Annotated in this window: 18 protein-coding genes and 2 pseudogenes; 9 read left to right on the top strand and 11 right to left on the bottom strand. The window is 60.3% G+C overall.

Annotated features, from left to right (window positions below; translation table 11 throughout):
- Nucleotides 1-121: 121 nt before the first annotated feature.
- From ACZ2GY_RS07465 to ACZ2GY_RS07455, 3 genes are all read right to left on the bottom strand, one after another.
- Complete coding sequence (locus tag ACZ2GY_RS07465; protein ID WP_471673371.1) at nt 122-865, bottom strand: response regulator; 744 nt, start codon at nt 863-865, stop codon at nt 122-124.
- Nucleotides 862-2,121, bottom strand: coding sequence for a sensor histidine kinase (locus ACZ2GY_RS07460; RefSeq protein WP_471673370.1), 1,260 nt, complete (start codon nt 2,119-2,121; stop codon nt 862-864). Before ACZ2GY_RS07460 ends, ACZ2GY_RS07465 begins: the two co-directional genes overlap by 4 nt.
- Before the next feature lie 224 nt (nt 2,122-2,345).
- The gene (locus ACZ2GY_RS07455; protein WP_471673369.1) at nt 2,346-3,200 is read right to left on the bottom strand and encodes a class I SAM-dependent methyltransferase; all 855 of its coding nucleotides are present in this window, start codon (nt 3,198-3,200) and stop codon (nt 2,346-2,348) included.
- 225 nt (nt 3,201-3,425) lie between these two features.
- On the opposite strand from ACZ2GY_RS07455, the gene ACZ2GY_RS07450 reads away from it, so the two are divergent.
- Nucleotides 3,426-3,896: a P-loop nucleotide/nucleoside kinase family protein gene (locus tag ACZ2GY_RS07450; protein WP_471673368.1), complete on the top strand. Its 471-nt coding sequence runs from the start codon at nt 3,426-3,428 to the stop codon at nt 3,894-3,896.
- A 60-nt stretch (nt 3,897-3,956) separates the two neighbouring features.
- Here the strand turns inward: ACZ2GY_RS07450 and ACZ2GY_RS07445 are convergent, their stop codons facing one another.
- On the bottom strand, nt 3,957-4,760 hold the full coding sequence (locus ACZ2GY_RS07445) for a GNAT family N-acetyltransferase (protein ID WP_471673367.1): 804 nt from the start codon (nt 4,758-4,760) through the stop codon (nt 3,957-3,959).
- Nucleotides 4,761-4,855: 95 nt separating this feature from the next.
- Entirely contained in the window at nt 4,856-5,704 is an 849-nt protein-coding gene (locus ACZ2GY_RS07440; protein ID WP_471673568.1) for a class I SAM-dependent methyltransferase, read from the bottom strand.
- A gap of 700 nt (nt 5,705-6,404) precedes the next feature.
- On the opposite strand from ACZ2GY_RS07440, the pseudogene ACZ2GY_RS07435 reads away from it, so the two are divergent.
- Nucleotides 6,405-6,686, top strand: a pseudogene (locus ACZ2GY_RS07435) (transposase); the annotation flags it as partial.
- A 20-nt stretch (nt 6,687-6,706) separates the two neighbouring features.
- Here the strand turns inward: ACZ2GY_RS07435 and ACZ2GY_RS07430 are convergent.
- Nucleotides 6,707-7,756 (bottom strand): IS110 family RNA-guided transposase, encoded by a 1,050-nt coding sequence (locus ACZ2GY_RS07430; protein ID WP_471673349.1) that lies wholly within the window; start codon nt 7,754-7,756, stop codon nt 6,707-6,709.
- 252 nt (nt 7,757-8,008) lie between these two features.
- Here ACZ2GY_RS07430 and ACZ2GY_RS07425 point away from each other — a divergent pair.
- The 6 genes and pseudogenes from ACZ2GY_RS07425 to ACZ2GY_RS07400 all read left to right on the top strand — a co-directional run.
- A pseudogene (locus ACZ2GY_RS07425) lies at nt 8,009-8,881 on the top strand (IS3 family transposase); the annotation flags it as partial.
- 220 nt (nt 8,882-9,101) lie between these two features.
- A complete protein-coding gene (locus ACZ2GY_RS07420) occupies nt 9,102-9,614 on the top strand; it encodes a hypothetical protein (protein ID WP_471673366.1) in 513 nt (170 codons plus the stop codon).
- A gap of 64 nt (nt 9,615-9,678) precedes the next feature.
- Nucleotides 9,679-10,125 carry a DUF5956 family protein gene (locus ACZ2GY_RS07415; RefSeq protein WP_471673365.1) on the top strand — a complete coding sequence of 149 codons (447 nt, stop codon included), beginning with the start codon at nt 9,679-9,681 and terminating at the stop codon, nt 10,123-10,125.
- Between the two features lie 103 nt (nt 10,126-10,228).
- Nucleotides 10,229-10,504, top strand: a complete 276-nt coding sequence (locus tag ACZ2GY_RS07410; protein ID WP_471673364.1) for a hypothetical protein — start codon at nt 10,229-10,231, stop codon at nt 10,502-10,504.
- A 266-nt stretch (nt 10,505-10,770) separates the two neighbouring features.
- Entirely contained in the window at nt 10,771-11,163 is a 393-nt protein-coding gene (locus ACZ2GY_RS07405; protein WP_471673363.1) for a hypothetical protein, read from the top strand.
- The gene (locus ACZ2GY_RS07400; RefSeq protein ID WP_471673362.1) at nt 11,160-11,549 is read left to right on the top strand and encodes a hypothetical protein; all 390 of its coding nucleotides are present in this window, start codon (nt 11,160-11,162) and stop codon (nt 11,547-11,549) included. Before ACZ2GY_RS07405 ends, ACZ2GY_RS07400 begins: the two co-directional genes overlap by 4 nt.
- Before the next feature lie 387 nt (nt 11,550-11,936).
- Here the strand turns inward: ACZ2GY_RS07400 and ACZ2GY_RS07395 are convergent, their stop codons facing one another.
- The 4 genes from ACZ2GY_RS07395 to ACZ2GY_RS07380 form a co-directional block, all read right to left on the bottom strand.
- A complete protein-coding gene (locus tag ACZ2GY_RS07395) occupies nt 11,937-12,071 on the bottom strand; it encodes a hypothetical protein (RefSeq protein ID WP_471673361.1) in 135 nt (44 codons plus the stop codon).
- A 251-nt stretch (nt 12,072-12,322) separates the two neighbouring features.
- The gene (locus tag ACZ2GY_RS07390; protein ID WP_471673360.1) at nt 12,323-13,102 is read right to left on the bottom strand and encodes a metallophosphoesterase; all 780 of its coding nucleotides are present in this window, start codon (nt 13,100-13,102) and stop codon (nt 12,323-12,325) included.
- Nucleotides 13,089-13,223: a hypothetical protein gene (locus ACZ2GY_RS07385; RefSeq protein WP_471673359.1), complete on the bottom strand. Its 135-nt coding sequence runs from the start codon at nt 13,221-13,223 to the stop codon at nt 13,089-13,091. Before ACZ2GY_RS07385 ends, ACZ2GY_RS07390 begins: the two co-directional genes overlap by 14 nt.
- Nucleotides 13,224-13,399: 176 nt before the next feature.
- Entirely contained in the window at nt 13,400-14,089 is a 690-nt protein-coding gene (locus ACZ2GY_RS07380) for an HNH endonuclease (protein ID WP_471673358.1), read from the bottom strand.
- A 387-nt stretch (nt 14,090-14,476) separates the two neighbouring features.
- Here ACZ2GY_RS07380 and ACZ2GY_RS07375 point away from each other — a divergent pair, with 387 nt between their 5' ends.
- Nucleotides 14,477-14,854, top strand: coding sequence for a hypothetical protein (locus tag ACZ2GY_RS07375; RefSeq protein WP_471673357.1), 378 nt, complete (start codon nt 14,477-14,479; stop codon nt 14,852-14,854).
- A gap of 35 nt (nt 14,855-14,889) precedes the next feature.
- Here ACZ2GY_RS07375 and ACZ2GY_RS07370 read toward each other — a convergent pair whose 3' ends face one another.
- A complete protein-coding gene (locus tag ACZ2GY_RS07370; RefSeq protein WP_090584815.1) occupies nt 14,890-18,258 on the bottom strand; it encodes an NACHT domain-containing protein in 3,369 nt (1,122 codons plus the stop codon).
- Between the last annotated feature and the right edge of the window lie 298 nt (nt 18,259-18,556).

Genomic DNA, 18,556 nt, shown 5'->3' with positions numbered 1-18,556 from the left:
CGCCTGCTCACGGCACCTGTTGGATCGGCGCTTGCTCCTCAAGCTGAGAAGGCGAATCAACAGCAATACAATCATTCCAAGGACTATTGCCGTGGTGAATACATGCGCGGCTGCCGGCGCTTCAGCGACTAGGTTCATCAACTTCCGCCTCGTCCGCTCGCATCACAAAGGATGCTGATCGTGGGATCAGATGGTGTTCGTAGGCATACGCCACGAGTTGTATGCGGTTGAGCAGTGAGAGCTTTTTGAGGATGGAGCGAACATCTGCTTTGACCGTAGCTTCGGAGACATACACTCTCTTCGCTATGACCGGGTTCGATAGTCCTTTGGCCGCGAGAAGGAAAATGTCCTTCTCGCGGGGTGTTAGGGCTGCTATCGCCTCAATTTCCGGCTTCGGAGCTTGGCTTGCTGCATGGTCGAGTACATGCGTGAACAGGTCGTGAGCTGCTTCGGGTGCGATCACAGCGAAGCCCGAGTTCACTGTGCGGATGGCGGCGAGCAAGAACTCGGGCTCGGCGCTCTTGAGTACGTACCCGCTTGCCCCAGCCCGGATGGCATCAACCGTGGCCCGATCACGGTTGAAGGTGGTCAAAGCGATGATTTTCGGAGCAGTGCGGCCTTCCGTGCCGGCCCTGGTAATCTCCGATGTTGCGGCTATTCCATTCATGGCAGGCATCCGCAGATCCATCAGCATGATGTCAGGACTTTGCGAGGAAGCAAGCGCGACCGCTTCCTCGCCGTTGCCAGCGGTCCCGCATACAACCATGTCGGTCTGGGAATCGATGAGCATCTGAAGACCGGCTCTGAACACCGGCTGATCATCGACGACGGCCACCCGGATCGGTTCCTCTATCCGTTCACTCATCCTCGACTCACCGCCTCTATGGCCTCTTGTCTAGGAATGACTCCCTGGTCATCACGGTAAGGAATGAAAGCGGTGACTCTGTGACCGCTTTCATCCCCTTCGGCAGTAAGCCATCCGCCAGCCGTACGGGCACGCTGTTTCATACCCGAAATACCTCGACCTCCACCGATCGGCTCCCCTGGCGCATCCATCTTTACTGTGGTGTTCACTGTCATGATTTGAAGGGACAGCCCAGGGCCATTCCAGTCCATGCCTACCGCGACAGGTGTCCCAGGGGCGTGCTTGACCGCATTGGTCAGGCTCTCTTGGATAATCCGGAAGACCGCGAGCTCTTGCGTCATCGAGAGCGGGCGGTGTTCACCATCGTCGGTGAGACTGATGTCGAGGCCGCCGGTGCGCATTTTATCCACGAGTCCAGCAACGTCGGCTATTCCCGGTTGCGGCCGATCACGGCCATCGTCGTTGACGCCTTCAATCACCAACTGCGCCTCAATCAACGCATGTCGTGCCGCACGGGCGATCTCTGCCAAAGCATCGCTCACTTGAGCGGGAAGTTCCCGTCTGGCATAGCGCGCACCATCGGCTTGCATGGCAATGACGGCTAACGAGTGGGCCAAAACATCGTGCAGTTCCTGCGAAATCCGGCCTCGCTCCTGTTCAAGGCTCAGATCGATCTCAGCTGATCGAAGGTCCTGTTCGGCCTTCGCGCGTGCCTCCAGTAGAGCCTTGCGATCAGCTAATACGCGTAACAGGAGACCTGCAAGCCACAGCCCCACCATCACTACCGCGAACTGGACGAGAGACATAAACCAGTGACCGAGCTGTCCACCGATCTCCGAGGGGCCGATCCACGTTCTTGCAGCCAGCTCGCGTGAAGTGAACAGCCACGAGGCGGCGATCGTGAAGCCGACAGCACCAGCGAGACCCCATGCACGAGTACGTGACGAGGAACTGGCTCCCACGAAGAAGTGAACGAGTCCGAACCCAAGATAGGTATAGATATCACTAGCCGTCGTCAGCAGGAGCGGCCAGGCAAACTGAGACAGCAGGACCGACCCAACAGCAACCAGAGCACGCAGCGGGTAACGCCCTGAGACTCCGATCAAGGATCCCAAGAGCAGGGCCGACAGTACACCGGTAAAAGCTGCTTCGAAACCGGGATATGTCGGAACGGAATTCACACACCAAACGATGAAGAACAGCACGCCCAAGACCGGTGCGCCCAGACGCCGAACAGCGTGAATCAAAGAGTCCATTCGCTCACGTTATGCCGTCAGGCGCTGTCAATCTTCTAAAAACCGAAGGTCCTCCCTGAATTGGTGAAACCTCTACCCAAAGGGTTAGACAACGAAAGAAGCCCGTGTCATTGCCACTCTCCTGACCGCTCTCACTGTATGCACGGTTGCCGCAAAGGATCGTTACCGATCATTGGCCCTGTTCCGCTTGGGTCCCCTACCGGTTCCTCCGGGAAGCCTGTTTCTTAGCCGGGGCGATGAGCTTCGATGACGAACTGCAACGGGAGCCGTTCGGGGCGGTCACGGAGGCGATATCCCCGCGCATCGCCCACAACCATCAGCTCCGGCCACGGACACCATGCCGCATAGGGGTCCTCCGTCAGGCCGTCGATGACCAAACCCGCACGTAGTAGCGCCGTCACGATCTCCCCGAGCGAGTGGTTCCACTGGTGATTGCGGGTTTGGGCGATGACCGGCGCGTCGGGCGCGGCCTCGACATAGCTGTCCTCGTCCTCCCACGTCAGCGGGTGGTCCTGCTGGAAGTAAGGCTGCTCGACCCGCAGCCCGTCGCTCACGTCCTCGCCGATGGTCATGAACATCGGGTGATCGTCCCGGATGAAGAAGCGACCGCCCGGGACCAGAAGCGAGGCGACCACGCTAGCCCACGAGTCGATGTCGGGAAGCCAGCACAACACGCCCAGCGACGTGTACACCAGATCGTATTCACCCTCGACAGCCTCACGGGCGTCATAGACGTTGGCCTCGACGTATTCAACGTCCGCACCGCACTCTGTCGCGATGACCCGTGCCCTGCGCAGCGACTCACCGGACATGTCCACCCCCACCACGCGGCGGGGGCCCAGCCGGGAAAGGCTGACAGTGTCGGTGCCGAGGTGGCACTGTAGGTGGATGACGTCCTTTCCAGTCAGGTCCCCGAGTCGTGAGACGTCAGGGGCGAGTGTGCCACTGATAGCTTTGGGGTCGTCGATTAGCTGCTGGATGCCGTAACCAGAGGCATGATGCAGGGCGGCGCGGTCATCCCAGTTCTTCCGGTTGTCCTCGAACCAACTGGCCTGCTCACTACGCAGTTCATTACTCACCCTGCGACCACCTAACCGAAACTACTTATTCATACCCGACATTTACCTAGTTGTCGGAGATTATCAAAAACATTGGTAAATCCCAATCAGTTAGAGGGACTCACGGAGATAGCGCAAAAGGTAGTGTCCGGCGGCCTGCCGAACCGACATTCGGGCAACATCTAACAAACCATCGTTACCGGGCGGCCTGCACACCTGGCACCCGTTACCAATAACATTGAGGGCATGAGCCGTGTTGTATTCATGTGCGGTCCGGCTGGATCAGGTAAGTCCACTACGGCTCGGCAATTAGAAGCCGAAGGCTTCGTTCGGCTGTCTATCGATGAAGAGGCATGGAATCGCGGTCACCGGAGTCAGCCTCTTCCAGCTCACATTGCTCAAACTATCGAGATCGATCTCCGAGACTTGCTGATCAAATACGTGGCTCAAGACATGAACGTCGTTCTCGACTATTCGTTCTGGTCACGAGCGATGAGGGCGGATTACCGACATCTTCTGAACCGATTAGGAGTGACGCCGGAGACGATCTACCTAGCTACCCCACGGAACGTTGCTCTTGCCAGGGTAAAAGCTAGGGACGGCACTGATCCGAACGAGGTCAAGCTCAGCGAGGACACAGCGGCAAGCTACTACGATACGTTCGAGCCACCGACACTGGACGAGGGCCCACTACACATCATCCGTTATCACGGCTAAACCCTCGCTTATGTATCGCCGGCCCCCCGGATCCCCATAAATCCATCCGCCACGGCATTCTTACGCAGCGTTAGCACGATTGAAGCGCCAGGCCGTCCGTTCAACGACGGTGAATCCCTGCTTGACAAGGTTTCGAACACTTGGTGCTCCGGGAGCTGCGGTGGCCGTCGCCAAGGAGACGCCGAGAGTTTTCGCCAGTCGAAGCCGGTGTCTTAGGAGGGCGCTTTGGGCTCCAGTGCCTCGCGCTGCCGGGAGTGTGGACGCCCCGCCGAGTACCGCACCGGTGTTGTGCAAGGACATGGCCGCAGCGGCGAGAGGCTGGCCGTTGCAAAAAGCGATGAATCCACGAACCTCCGGAAGGGCGCGTTCCGCTCGAATCAAAGCCCCCACTTCGTTCGTCGCCGCGTACCCGGCGTCGAGAAGGTCCGCGAAGAGCTTTGCATCCTGGGTGGTGGATACTTCGTGTATTTGCCACTGGTCAATGTTTGTGTCGTCCAGTCTGATCATCGTGCCTGAAAGCAGGTAAGCAATTGGCCGCACGGATGCCGGCTCGTAACCTTCGCCAAGCAGCCGGTCGATGAGGCGCTGCGACGGCGATGTCGCGACAATCGTTGGCTGATGTGGGTCCGGGAATCTCTGGAGCACGTCGGGCAGAACCTCGACAGATTGTTCGTTCAAGCCTTCGACGGTGTTGAGAAAGCCGTATTGATTAGCAGTTGCCACGCTCGCCCGCAGCTCGCCCAGGCAGAATGATTCAAACCGGCCGGGCAAACCTGCGGCCGCCGCCGCATCAAGCGATAGCGACTTACGCTCAAAAACAACCAGCTCCGCAACTTGAATAGGCTCTTCGACGATATCCGGCATATCCGAAACCTAACTTCGACCAATCAGCCAAGGTGCTCTGACCATCTTTGCCCACCGCCCCACTTACCGATCCCTTACCGGGAAAGTAGGGGTGTCTAGCGCATGAGGAAAGTAAACTCCGTAGCGTCGGGAGCAACAGCATCACCTTGTGCGTCATTGACAGCGGATACGGTCAAACCTGCGTTATCGGCTAACTCACGGAAGCCTTCCTGAGTGTGCCAGTGCAATGTCCATGGCCGCTCTTCGACGATGCTTTCTCCGTCAATATGCTTCTCATATCGAAGGAGGGTTCGCTGAATCCGCGCGTGTTCATCTCGGTCTTCGGAAACGACAGATACACGCAAGACAGCCCCATCTTCGGCCGTCACTTCTTTGATTTTCCCAAACTGATCCGGCGGAGTCGGCGAGGGGATGAACAGCGGCACGAGCGCCGAACCATCATCGGTGAGATGTTTGCTGATCCCCTGCAGCCCGCGAAACGCCGTCTGGTCATCGGGCAGCAGCGTGAACGTCGGCCCCGCAAGAAAGATCGAATCGTATCGGCGAGGCAGGTCGAGCTCTTCCATCCGCTGGTGGTGCAGGGTGACCTCGAGCTCCTCCAGGACGGCCCTTTCAGCGCACCGTGCGAGCATGTCGGCAGATGAGTCCACACCATCAACATCGATTCCGTTGCGCCGCAGATCGAGAATAGGATCTCCGTCTCCGCACCCGAGTTCGAGCGCGGGTTGCCCGGATTGCCGAATGAACGACGCGTAGCGCTCCCATGCTTGGGAGTGAGTTTTCAGCGGTTTATAGAGCTCTGCGACAATTCCGGTGTAGAAACTCGATGCATCCATTTGGCTGATTCTTCCACGACTCTGCTCGTCACATTTGGTCAGCAGCTGATTCCAGCCGCAGAACGGCCCGCAAGCGAATTCAGCAACCCGAAGCGTCCCGTGAACCATCGTCACGAGAATCCCTGGCTTTCAAGTACCAGCGCAGCGACGAGGAAGCCTGCGCCCACCAACATGAGAATTAGCCCAGAGATGAACCCATACCGCAGCCTGCGGTTGTAAGCCCTCTGGTACGAGTCCTCGGATGAGCTTAGGGCCGCTGATGCTCGGGCTCCGAAAGCGGACAATCTGGCTCGAGCGAAGAACGAGACGGCACCCATAGTGAAGAGGATCAAGCCAAAGATCAGTGGCATGAGTACGGAAGTAATCACGGGACAGTCCAGTACGACGTGTTCATAACGGAGCATCCACCGCCGATTCCAAGCCCACCGCCTCCGTAAAGATCCCACATGGATACACCTGCGAAGAGACCGTATCCCCAGAGTCCTGAGCATTCAAGAGACGTACTTTGACCACCAGCATGTCCCAGGCCAATACCAGCATGCACGCCCGCCTCTGCCCTAGGTCCAATACCTACGGTGCGACCTACCGACCACCGATTATTGACGGGATCATAGTTAATCGAGGCGCCGACACAGACGATAAGGCAAAGTGTTCCGCCCGCTGTGCCGTACAGGTACCCACTGGGGTCGGTGTTGTTGATTGGGTTTGCTCCGGCGTAGAGGTAGGCGTTTGCTTCTTGGGGACTGCTGAAGGTTTGGTTGACTCCTGACCTGTGAGGATGAACCTCGCGGGTGGAAGGATGTTCATCATGCCCAAGGCCTTTCCCGAAGAGTTCCGCCGTGACGTGGTCGCGGTTGCCCGCAAGGGCGAAGCGCCCCTGACCACCATCGCCAAGGACTTCGGCGTTTCACCGGCTGCGCTGCACCGCTGGTTGAAGAAAGCCGACGAGGAAGACGACCCCAAAACCAGGGCGGCAAAGGAAGAATCCGCGGAGCTGCGGGAAGCGAAAAAGCGTATCAAGCTTTTGGAACAGGAAGCCGAAGTCATGCGCCGGGCCGTCGCGTATCTGTCGCGGGATGTCAACCCAAAATGACTCTTCTATGGGTTTAGTCAAGCCATGATGGTTTGGAGTTGGCGGAAGATGGATCGGCAGACGTAGCGTTTGAGGTTGCGACGGATTTCCCGGTTGGTTTTCCCGTTGGCACGGCTGCGGGCTACGTAGTCTTTGGTTGCGGTGTCGAAGCTCATGCGGGTTCTGACGATGACGTCGAAGGCGCGGTTGAGTTGGCGGTCGCCGGAGCGGTTCAGCCGGTGCCGGGTTGTGTTGCCGGAGGATGCGGGGCGTGGTGCGACTCCGCCGAGTGCGGCGAAGGCTGCTTCGGATCGGATCCGGCCGTGGTGGGAGTAGGCGCAGATGATGATCGCGGCGGTTACTGGGCCGACTCCGGGAATTGTTTGGAGTCCCGGGGCAAGTTCCTCGGCGAGCTGCGCAAGTGCTTTGTGGTTTTCGGTGAGCTGGTTGCTGAGGTCTTTGATGGCGAGAGCGAGTCGTTTGGCTTCGGTCCGGGCGATCCGTGAGACGGCGTCGATGGTGGTGGTGTTCCGCCAGGCCGCGATTGTGGTGACCTGCGCTTCGGTGAGGGACGCGCGGGCATCGACGCCTAGGTCTGTGCCGCGCAGCAGTGCTGTAAGGGCGTTCCGGTTCGCGGTGCGCTGCTGGTCCAGGAGGGACCGTGAGGCGAGCAGGATCCGCAATGCTGTTCGGGTTCCTGCGGCGCGGGGTGTGATGACGTGGTCGCGTTCCCTGCCGAGAACGGACCGGGCGGCGGCTTCTGCGTCGATCGGATCCGATTTGCCGGTCAATGCCCGCGACGAGCGGGAAGGCGGTCTCACCTCGCCTACTTCGATGCCTCCGGCGTGCAGGGCCTCGGTGAGACGCGCGCCGTAGGAGGAGGTTCCCTCCACGGCAGCGAAGACGGTCTGTCCGCCGGTTCGTCGTCGGATCCACGCAAGCGCTCGGTCCATTCCCGGCCCCGTGCTCGGGAACGCTGCGGTGTCGACTATCGCACCGGTTGCGCTGTGAATCGTCGTGAAGGTGTGTGTGCGGGCGTGGGTGTCGACTCCGACGACGAATTCGAAGTCTTCGGCGATGATCGTCATGGTTTGTCCTCCTTCAGTGAACCGGTCAGGTTGGCCGGAGCCTGCTGTTGTTCGCTTCGGAGACGCATCTGTAACGAGTCACACCCGTGGGTGGACAATCTTCTGATTAGGTCATCCGTGCGGGCAGGCCGGTCCTGGGAAACAGGGCGGACGCGTCATTTTCAAGACACCGCGGTTGCGGGTCGGATATACCCTGAGTCACGCACCGCTTCCCGAGACCAGCCTGCCAGCCAGCCCCTGGCCGGCTAATGACCATTACAGATGTTTCCGCTGGTCCTTGACCTTGCCGCTGACGGTGTTCCCGTCACGGTGACCTGCCGGATACTGAACTTCTCCAAACAGGCCTTCTACAAGTGGAAGGCAAACCCTGTCTCGGCCCGGGATTGGGAGGAAGCGCACCTGATCAACGCCGCGATTGACGTGCACGCCGATGACCCCGCGTTCGGGTACCGGTTCATCGCCGATGAACTCAACGCCGGCACTGCACCGGTGGCCAGCGAACGCAGGATCTGGCGGCTCTGTTCGGCGAACGGGATCCTCTCGGTCATCCACCGTAAACGGGTCGGAGGGCGCCAGGCAGGACCGCCGGTCCACGATGACCTGCTCGAGCGGGACTTCAGCGCCGAGGCACCGGATACGAAGTGGGTCACGGACATCACCGAGCACCCCACCGCGGAGGGCAAGCTCTACCTGTGCGCGATCAAGGACCTGTATTCGAACCGGATTGTGGGCTACTCCATCGACGGGCGGATGAAAGCCTCCCTGGCCGTGGCCGCGTTGGCTCATGCCGTCGCGCTCAGGAGCCCGTCCGGGACCGTGGTGCACTCCGACAGGGGTAGCCAGTTCCGGTCCCGTAAGTTCGTCTCCGCACTGCACGCCAGCGGGCTGAAAGGCTCGATGGGCAGGGTCGGCGCGTGCGGCGATAATGCCGCCATGGAATCGTTCTTCGCCCTGTTGCAGAAGAACGTGCTTAACCGGAAACGGTGGGAAACCCGCCAAGAACTACGCCTGGCCATCATCACCTGGATCGAGCGAACCCACCACCGCCGGCGACGGCAGAAAGCCCTCGGTAAACTAACCCCGATCGAGTTTGAGACAATCAACAACATGGCGCTAGCCGCCTAAAAACTATCAACCCCACGAGTCAACCAAAACGTGGGCAGTCCCTGCCGCACCACCATCGAGTACAAGCGCGGTCGTCAAACCCGCGTTGGTGCCGTGCGTCGACTTGGCACTCCAGCAAAAGGCCCAGGAATGGGTCTGCACGGGAGAGGGACTAAGCGTAAGTAGGGACGCAAAGGGTAAACCAGTACAGCAGTTCACGGAGTTGCAAGCTGAAGCTCCATTGGAGGAGGAACCACCTCCGACGTTCTCCATCCTTGCAGACGACTATGACACGTGGTGCGAGTTTGGAGATGTCTGCCGTCGCAAGATCAGCTCATACATCGCAGAGACTAAAGGAAACGCTGCCTACGGAAATACCAGCGGAGTGACTGGCAGCTTCGACATCGTCATCCGAACCAACCTCAACGGACGCCAAGCGAACAACACAGTTTCTCGAATCTGGGATTCAGGACCGGCCCTGGCGTTCACCAGTTCACGCATTCGGTGCTGGGAAACGGCCACGTTCGGGCCGGCGACCTGTGGTTCACACGATGCCGGCAACGTCACTGTGTCCTCTAGCCGCAAACGCCACTCGACGGGGCTGATTTATGGAAATCGTCTGAATAACAGCAACGAGTACTACAACCAGTTCACGTCCTACTTCACGCCAACAGGCTACCCTCGGCAGAGCGTCAGGGCACTCAACACCCTTCAGTTCAACTGCTACGGGGCCGATAACTGCTACTTCCCCTAAACCGACCTCCACACAAAGGTGCAGCCCTTGCTTCCGGCGAGGGCTGCACCTCTAAAAGGACTAGATGACTCTCATAAGATGGGCTGCCGTCCCGTTAGCTGCTACCACGAATCGTGAAGCTTGGATAGAAGCCACAAATAACGGCTGGGGAGCGCTTGTTCTCTGGGCTTCCGAACCTCGCAACCTCATGAGACAACCGGGCCAGTCGGATCAAGGGCAGGTGGTTCAAACTTTAACAGCGAATGGCGTCACAACAACCCATGAAATACCTCTGACGCTGAAGGATCTTCAAGAGGCGGATGAGGACATAGATGCTTACCTATCGGAGGCAGGCATACCTCCGCGGCCCCGCGGATTCATTTGGTACATCCACCTACCTCCCAGCGTGAATAACGAACGAGAATTTTGGGCGATCCTCAACCAGTCGATCGCGGATAAGGCCCCCGAAGCTCGTCGCCCGTCCCAATTCCTTCCACAGATAGCCGACACGTTGGCGTCTTTATATAGCTAGGTGCTACGGGCACTAAAGCGTCCAGCAGCTGCCAATAGTCCATTCAGTGCGCCAAAATCGGGAATACATCCCGTTCGAATAGCGCGTAGTACCGACAGCGTACGTGGACAGGTGGATCGAAGGGTGGATCCTCCGCGAAGAGCCCATGATGCTCACCCCCATCGAGGTCGACCTCGAGAACCACCCACCCACGGACTTTCCAACACCTCGCCGGGTCAACGTGTGGATCCGATACCCCACCAAAGCCGTACGCCTCAAAGCACACGCCCTTGCCTGGAACAACCGAGCAGTGAAGATCCGCTTCCTTGAGCCCACAATCAAGACCGAGCGCGAAGGCTGGGTGTGGGCCAATGCCGTAATGCCGGAAGAGCCCTCATAGGTGGCCCAAACAACTGATAAACAACTGTTGCGGACCCGCAATAGTTGACACATGTACCCCGCTATCGGGTGATATGTGTCAACCTTCCCTACACGGCGCTTAAGCTCAACCAGCGCCCGGGCGCTTTGTGCTCACAAGGCTCACAAGGCTCACACGAAGTCACAACCCGCGGTGTTTGAGGCGAATCTGGTGAACCTGCGATGAGGCAGTAAATATATCGCTGTGAACAGATTTATTTTGGGGGACCCCCGCCGTAGCCTCTCTACATGATGATCGAGCAAATTCATGCAGCGGCGCACGGGGACTGGCAGATCCGCACCGCCAGCGGAACGATTTACCGCTTTGAGGCCACAGCGTCTGGCTCCTTCCTGACCCGGTATGCGCAGATCAAGGCGACCACTCCCGAGTACCACCACTTGCCGGTGTATGACCTCCGAAAGGACGGCGAGCCGATTCCCGTCCTCGCGTTCTCCGGAGTGCAACTCGGCGAAGAGATTATCTTCACCCTGAGGATAAGGTGTGATGTGGAAACAATCCGCCGCACGACCCCAGCTGTGAGCATCGACGTCTGGGAGACCGAACCGACACCCGAGGAGCTACCGCACCGGTCTCCCCGTCTGCCGTGGGTACCGCCCGAGTGGCGGATCGTCGAGCGATGACTGGTCGGCCCGCCAACGCGTTGGTGGAGAAGGGCGGCCCCTTTTATGACCTTGCCGGGCTGACGGCCTTGTTGGGGCTCACGAGCCAAGAGATCCAAGAGCGGCGTGAAGCGAGAACACTCCTGGGTTGCCCTACGGCGGAGGGCGAGTTTATCTACCCGGTCTGGCAGTTCCAAGGAAATGGCGAGTTGCTGGCGGGGCTATCTCCCGTTCTCAAGGTGCTGTCCCAGGGTACCGATGACAGTTGGACGTGGGTGCTGTGGCTTCAGACCGCCGTTCCGGGTGAACTGGATGGCAAGACGGTGACGGAGTGGCTGCGCGAGGGAGGGGACGTTGAGCCGGTCCTCCAGCTTGCCACCAACGATGCTGCGGCGTGGGCAACATGACGAACCGGCACGCCGCTAGCCGCAAATCTGAGCGCGAGGGGGACGAGGAGGCCGTGCGCGGGGTGACAACAGACCGCAGGCTCGGCATGAAGACGCCTAATTGGGTGAAAGAGCTCGCTGCCACACGCCTCTGACGTGAATTGGGTCTGAGCATAAATGCGCCTCGGAGCTTACGAAGGTCACATCGGCAGCAATTCGGGAGCGCATCGGGCTTCAGGATGGCGGTGAACTGCCAGCCAGCATTAGCTTTGAAGGAGTCACGAAGTCCCGGAGTCCCGGAGTCCCTAACTGTCGACCCGAACTCACGGAGTCACAAAGTCCCGAACTCCCGAACTCCCGAACTCAGCGAGGTGCACTAGGAGTTTCCCTTATCGACATAAGGCAGGTTCACCCGTTCCAGCCGCCCTCAAGGTAACTGGTTACTGAGGCTGATACTTCTCGCCAGCGGCCCTCACGAATAGCGGTCAGCGGTGTGCCGTCATCGAGCCGGGGGTTACCGCAGATGAACCAATTGCGGGCCATATCTTCGCCTTCGCCGGCTGCGAGCCGTGTCCACTCTCCGTGGGCGAATCGAAGCCGCTGCGCGAAGTCCGGGGCTGGCTCGGGACCATTAGGTTGCGCCCAAAGCGTTGGCTGCTCTCGATCTCGGGCCCCGGATAACGCTGCGACCAGGTTTGGACCAAGCATTGAGTTGAGCTCCCGCACGACCCGTCGGATGTCCATGTACTTAAAGTACGCCCCTCGAAGGTGACGGTGCCGTCGGGTTCGGCCGCCTACCGGGTGGTTACCTTCAACGGTTCGATCTTCAGCGGGCGCTCCTCAGATGGGTGGACCAGGATGGCGTTACCGCTGTTGTGCATCTCATTGGCCAGGACGTCGGCGCGGGTGACCTCACCATTCAAATGCGTGATCTCGTGAATGCGGCGCTGGTGCCAGTGCCCCGCTATGAGGTGCGCGGGCTTCAACTTTGCAACGACATCGTCCTGCAGGATGCGGGTTTGATTTGCGCGCTCGATGAAACCGGCAGGAAGTAAAAGATCACTCTTCAGGGGTAGGGACAGGGGAGCATCGTGGGTAACCAGTACGTCCACGGGCCCGCCTTCGATCAGGCGTTGGGCTTCCTCTAATGTAGGCTCCTCTTGCGGCCACCAATCCTTGCCCTCTGTTCTCAGGTCGAAATCGATGCTGAAAGCGCCGCCAAGCCCGCCAATGATCAGACCCTCCACTGTCGTGCGGCCACCGCGCGGGAGTATCCAAATGTTCGAGCGCCATCGGGCCAAGCCGTCCTCTCCGGGCTCTAATTTGAGGATGGTTTCCCAATTATCATGGTTCCCAGGACTGACCAGAAGGCGCACCCCCTTCTCTTCCAAGATGCCGTTGATGCACTTTTCGTAGCGACCTCTTTTTGCCCCCGGCCAGTCTAGGGCGCAGTCTCCGACACTGATCATCGTCTTGACGCCAGCCTTCTCAGCTGCGTTGATGCAGCCCAAGGTCCAGCCCATGTGACCGTGCCAGTCACCGAAGAAGGCGATTGGGCGGCTACTTCCGCTCACGCTTGAGCCATTCCATCGCATCGGCCGCTATTGACTTGTCTATGTCGGTCGTCAGTTCGCTCCGCGACAGGACGTCTAGCTCCGCCATGCCCATGCGTCGCGCAGCCGGCCGATCGCTCATCGCCCTCTTGAGAGCAGCACTAGTCAGCAGCCAGGACGAAGAGCCATCTGGCCGCTTCTTCCTTCTGTAGGAGATCACCTTGAGTCGCGTGAACATTTGGCGCCCCTTTCGGTCGGCCGGTTGGGTCTACACAAACTAGGAGCAGCTCTGACAGCGAATCTCCGCCCAGGTGTCGTTCAAGATGCTAGCGCCAGCCGTTTGCGCCAGTCGTCGTACACACTACGGGCTAGCCCAACCTTCGCCAGAGCGCCCTTAGTGGTCATTCCACGATTCTTCAATCGGCCTACTTCAAGCACTTGCCGGAACCTACGCGCTTCATGCGCCTTACGGGTTGCCGAATTCTCAGCTTTCTCGGCTGCGCGCAGCGCCCGCCAACGCTCGGGCGCGCCCTGATCAGGGCGCGCTTGCAATTCGAACCGCACATCGTTGCCCCACCATGGATTGGTCAGCAGTGGATGCTTAGCATCTAGCTCAGCAAGCGCGAGCGTCAATTCGGCTATTCGTTTCAGATGCGCCGCGCGCGCAAGGGATTCAGCTACGTTAGCGACAACCGTCACCGGCAGGAGGTGCTCCGGGCGACAGCAACGCTTCACTCCGCACATGTGATGGATCGGCGGCATTTCGTTGCACTCGCCCGCGAAACCGCTTGATGCCCACGCAACAACACGATGAACGAGTCGATTACTTGTATGACGCCCGCAGTATCCGTACCCGTTGGTTCGCATGCTTCCGTTCCATAGCCAGCATCCGTCCGGGTCATCGGCGTCGATCTGGCAACGGTTCTTGACGGTTGCAAGGAGCAGCTCCGTGTCCTTCGTGCGAATCGCTCGCTCTAGCGGCCCGAGTCGGTGCAAATTATCTGTCATGCTCCGCAGTGTATGAAGCAGGTCTGACATTCACGATCGCCGTCGACAATGCTGCCCCTCATTGTTGGACGACGTATAAGGCAAGATGCTTTCGATGCGGTTCTTGCTACGCGGTCGTTCGGTCTACGATGCACCGAACACAACCGCCGGCTGACTGGTTCGAGGTCTCTTGGTCGTTCGGCATACTTGCTTGATGGTAGCCGCGGGCACCGCATGGATCATCGTCCACTTCCGATTGCAAAACGCCGGGTAAACGCCGAGTTGAGCGAGTTCAGGCAGAAAAAAATCCGCTGAAACCAGGCTACTTCCCTGTGTTCCAGCGGATTGTTGGTGGACCTAGCGGGAGGCGTGTCGAAACTTGCCCCGCCCCTGGCTCGGATGAGTTCAATGCACGGCGCGATCCGGCTCCGCACTATCCATCGGCCCCGTCGCGAGGCTCCACGCGTCCGGCAGCAGGCACGCATCAGCGAGGAGGAACTGCTCATGGCTGAAGCCCGGTACGCGACCGGTGAGACGTTGCGGAAGATCGTGCGGGACTTCGGCGTGAGCCGGCAGCGTCTAGCGTCTCTGTTGCGCGCGCGGGGAGTCCGTCTCCGCCGCACCACACCATCCTCTTCCGAGGTGGATGAAATGACGCGTAGATATGCGGAGGGTGAGTCTCTGGAGCGTGTCGGTATCGGCCTGGGATACTCCGCGGGCACTGTGCGCAGCTACCTTCTCGCCGAAGGCGTGGCGCTACGAGACTCGCATGGTCGAGCGCGGTGAGGCCAATGACAACAGGGATGCCGCCACTGCTGCTTCTACCGATACATGGGCCTGGCATCTACTTTGAGCCACTTTTGCTCTCGGGCCACGCTGAGCAGCGAGGTCGACGCCGCCGAGTTGTCGCGGGCTGAGGACATCGCACCGTCACGCTCCGCTATCGATGCTTCCTGGGCTCGGAGTTGATTGAGGGCGGCCAGCTCCGGGTCGTCCGTCGCCGCGGTGACCGGTCGGTCTTTCAGCCAGCCGTAACGGGCCGTCTGTTCGGCAGCGCGAAGGACGGTGCTGCGGCGCGGCGCAGGTAGCTGGTCTAGCACGGTCTCCAACAACGTCATCAGTTCTGAGATGACCGGACCGGAAGCGGTACACCACAGTGCGAGTGCCCATTCCGCGCTGGCCAGATCGTCGTCGAGGGCCTCGTACTGCTCGCGCCACCATTCGGTTTTGCGGCCGTTGGCCCGGGCCTGCGCGAGGAGCTCGGAGGGGTGGCTCATGCTCCCGAAGGGCATCGTACCGGGCTTCTTGGTGTAGGCGGGTGGGAAGGGAGACGCGGCGCCGAGGATGGCGATCTCGGAGGCAAGCCACCGGCGCCCGGTGTGTGCGTGCAGCGCGGCGGCGGTCTCCGACCACGGGAACGTGCTGCCCTTCTGCCCGGCTTTGAAGGCTCGTTGCTTGGCGATCTGCGCGTACGGAGATCCGGCTTTTCTGAGATGGTTGATCGCCTCGCTTCGGCGACGTTTCGTCTTCTCATCGCTGGCGACAAAACCCGTTTTGGAGTTCGTGAGGAAGTCTCCTGGAGAGAGGGCGACGGCGACCTGTGCCGGCATGGATCGAGTCGACGTCACGCGCGGACACTCGCCATCCAAGACTGCGTTGAGGAGTGCTGCTTCGAGTGCGCTTCCGGGCGGCGGAACGAGGCCACCGCTCAGGAGGAGTTCGGCGGCACCTTCGGAAAGGTCGATGCGCTCGAACGATGCGGTGACCCCTGCGCCGGCTTCGCATTCAGCACCGATCCTGAGCCAGGCGTTCTGCTGAGGTGTGCCGATGGCTGCCGTGAGTTGCTCGTACCACCATGCCGCGAACTGGCTGCGCTGGTTCAACAGTTCTCGCAGGGCTCGCACCCGCCACGTGTTCGCACCGTCCGTCGGGTCATTGCCGATCTGCGTGGTGAGGCGCGCCCAGGTGGGATCGGCACCGTCATCGTCGGGCAGGTCCGGCAGCTCGGGCAGGGCGACGATGTCACGGCGGTCGAGTGCGGACAGCAGGATCGCGATCCCCCTGTCTGAGCAGAGTGCCGTGAGGACCTTGCGTGCCTCGCGGGGGCGGCGCTGGAAGACTCCGTCCGTGAGTAGCGCCCATGCGGCAAGGTAGGACGCGGGCGACTTGCTCTGCGCCAATTCCTCCTCGATCCCAGCGGTCAGCGGATAGATGCCGTTGCCCTTCGCGTTGCCGCCGTAGAACCTGGCGGTATTGAGCCAATACGGTCGACGCAGCAGCTCGCGTAGCACGGTCGTGCTGTCGAAGGTTGGGTTGTCCTCGCCCGCGTTGTGGTAGAGGAACCGGGCCGCGAAGTACTCCCGTAGGGAGAGGACCTCGAACTCGTAGGTTCCGTCGACCTTGCTGGTCAGCGCCCAGAGGCGATCGCTCGCTCCTTCGAACAGCTGGTCTACGATCGACTCGCGGTTGCCGTAGGTGCGTTGGAAGTGCCGCATTGCTTCCTTGAGTTCGTCCACGCTCATGCGACCGTTGATCTGAGATTCCTCGGTGTGTGCGTGGAGGTACCAGCCGAGGAACGGGATGATCTCGATCAGTTCTTCCTTGTGGTCGCGCACCGCCTTGGGGTGCTTGTTCGCTTCGCGGGCCAGGAGAAGCTCGACGTACTTGTCGTAGAGATCTGTGCGCTGGGTGGGCGTGGCAGCACCCTGTTGGTGGAGGAGATCCAGCAGAATCGTGAGCTGCATCGGGTTGCCGGCGAGTTCGTTGATGTAGGGCTCGCGGCTCTTGTCCTTGAAGCTCTTCCGCAGGGCGCGACCGTCCTTGCCCCTAATCCCCCGGACCGCGCACCATTTGCGCAGGTACGTGTCACGTTGCTCGACGGTGAGCTGGTTGAGGGTGATGATCTCGAACAGGTTGGGTGACGGCTCGGGAAGCTCACCGGCGCTGGGGCGCGTGGTGACGACGACCCTGGGCGGGTCGGTGTAGGCCTTCCCGCGACCGACGAACTTGTCGATCTCTCTGACGATCTTGCCGCGCATGGTGGCGCTGCCGACTTCGTCGAGCCCGTCCAGCACGACGAGGCTGGGGACTCGCTCGAAGATGTCGTGCACTGTCTTCGCGTCGGTGGTGATTCCGCCACTCTCGTGCGTCATCAGGTCGGAGAGGAAGCACTCGATCGTCGCCTGTTCGCCCTTACGTACCTTGGCCTTCGGTTGCTTGCGGTCCTCGGAGTGGTCCCACACATTGTTGCCGCCGATCCAGAGTGCATAGTCGCTCAGGTCCAGTCTGATGGGGAAACGTGGTTGATCCAGCTTGGGTAGCGAGTCAGGCCGCTCGGCCTCGGGGATGAACAACCTGCGGTGGGCTTGGCAGACGTACTGGCTCAGCGTCGACTTGCCCTGCCCCGGCGCGCCGCGGACGAGCGTGAAAGGGGCCGGTGCGCGCAGCAGGTAGGCGGCGGCACCACCGACTGCGTTCGGTGCTTGTGCTTGCAGGTGTCGGCTGGCTGCGGTGTGGACGCGATCAGCGGTGACATCAACGAAAAGGTCCACGACCTTCTCTCGGTCCACGTCGGACTGGCTGAACTTGACCCGCTTGTCGTCTTCCCACTGGGCTGCGGCGACCTTGCGGATCAGGTCACGATGCGCCTTATCCTTACCTACGCCGACGTGCTCGGCGACGAGGTATCGAACCAGATCCCACCCCGCCAACATGTCGGCGTAGGCCCATTTCGTCTCGGTCGGGGCGTTGTCGACCCATGGGTTCAGCGCTTCGCGCCAGATGCAGGTCATCTGCTCGTAGCCGAACTCCTTCGCGTATGCCTGGAGCTTCTTGTCCAGCCGGTCGAACGTGCCCGAGTCCTCCTTGGCCGTGCCGCCCACGTTGGTCACCAGCGTGTAGTGACGGACTCCCTGCGCGGCCAGACGCTTCAGACTGGCTTCCTCGTTCCTGACGACCTGGTCGAGCCAGGTGACCGGGTCCTTCTCCTTGCCACTGACCGACCACTTGACCTGATAGATCAGGACCTTCGAGGCGTCGACCTTGCGCAGGCCGTCTCGGCCGCCATCGGCCTGACGGAGTGCCATCGGGATGTAATCGGGGAACTGGTTCGCGAGCAGAGCGCTGACGAGCTGCTGGAAGTCGTGGTCGCCGAGGCGCTCGTAGAGATACCGGTGTCGACTCTCGGGCATTGTCTGCTCCCTCTGCTCCAGCCCGAACATCTCGCTGGGCGCCGTCGGGAACCTCTCACCTGTTGCATATATTGAACCCCGTTCGCTGAGCGGATGCACGGAGCCACGCAGGACGCATGACGCACTGGGTTTCTTCCATCGCAGGGGCAACAGCGGTATCTTGGAGTTGGCGGCCTCTACCTGCTTGACCCACTGCCGACGCGGTGGGACGACCAGACGGCCTCGGCCGGAGTGGTCCTCCTTGATTCCTTGTCGCCGGAGACGAGGAGAGGACTGCGCTCATGTTCCGCTTGATCTG

It is taken from the genome of Arthrobacter sp. KKT183 (genome assembly GCF_055657625.1).
Note: the sequence above shows the minus strand (reverse complement) of the source record. Positions and strands in the feature narration are given on the sequence as shown.

Excerpts from the sequence above, each read along its gene's own strand:
- ACZ2GY_RS07465 (WP_471673371.1), bottom strand. The coding sequence starts at position 865 with ATGAGTGAACGGATAGAGGAACCGATCCGGGTGGCCGTCGTCGATGAT.
- ACZ2GY_RS07460 (WP_471673370.1), bottom strand. The coding sequence starts at position 2,121 with ATGGACTCTTTGATTCACGCTGTTCGGCGTCTGGGCGCACCGGTCTTG.
- ACZ2GY_RS07450 (WP_471673368.1), top strand. The coding sequence starts at position 3,426 with ATGAGCCGTGTTGTATTCATGTGCGGTCCGGCTGGATCAGGTAAGTCC.
- ACZ2GY_RS07445 (WP_471673367.1), bottom strand. The coding sequence starts at position 4,760 with ATGCCGGATATCGTCGAAGAGCCTATTCAAGTTGCGGAGCTGGTTGTT.
- ACZ2GY_RS07440 (WP_471673568.1), bottom strand. The coding sequence starts at position 5,704 with ATGGTTCACGGGACGCTTCGGGTTGCTGAATTCGCTTGCGGGCCGTTC.
- ACZ2GY_RS07430 (WP_471673349.1), bottom strand. The coding sequence starts at position 7,756 with ATGACGATCATCGCCGAAGACTTCGAATTCGTCGTCGGAGTCGACACC.
- ACZ2GY_RS07415 (WP_471673365.1), top strand. The coding sequence starts at position 9,679 with ATGACTCTCATAAGATGGGCTGCCGTCCCGTTAGCTGCTACCACGAAT.
- ACZ2GY_RS07405 (WP_471673363.1), top strand. The coding sequence starts at position 10,771 with ATGATGATCGAGCAAATTCATGCAGCGGCGCACGGGGACTGGCAGATC.
- ACZ2GY_RS07400 (WP_471673362.1), top strand. The coding sequence starts at position 11,160 with ATGACTGGTCGGCCCGCCAACGCGTTGGTGGAGAAGGGCGGCCCCTTT.
- ACZ2GY_RS07395 (WP_471673361.1), bottom strand. The coding sequence starts at position 12,071 with ATGGCCCGCAATTGGTTCATCTGCGGTAACCCCCGGCTCGATGACGGC.
- ACZ2GY_RS07385 (WP_471673359.1), bottom strand. The coding sequence starts at position 13,223 with ATGAGCGATCGGCCGGCTGCGCGACGCATGGGCATGGCGGAGCTAGAC.
- ACZ2GY_RS07380 (WP_471673358.1), bottom strand. The coding sequence starts at position 14,089 with ATGACAGATAATTTGCACCGACTCGGGCCGCTAGAGCGAGCGATTCGC.
- ACZ2GY_RS07375 (WP_471673357.1), top strand. The coding sequence starts at position 14,477 with ATGCACGGCGCGATCCGGCTCCGCACTATCCATCGGCCCCGTCGCGAG.
- ACZ2GY_RS07370 (WP_090584815.1), bottom strand. The coding sequence starts at position 18,258 with ATGCCCGAGAGTCGACACCGGTATCTCTACGAGCGCCTCGGCGACCAC.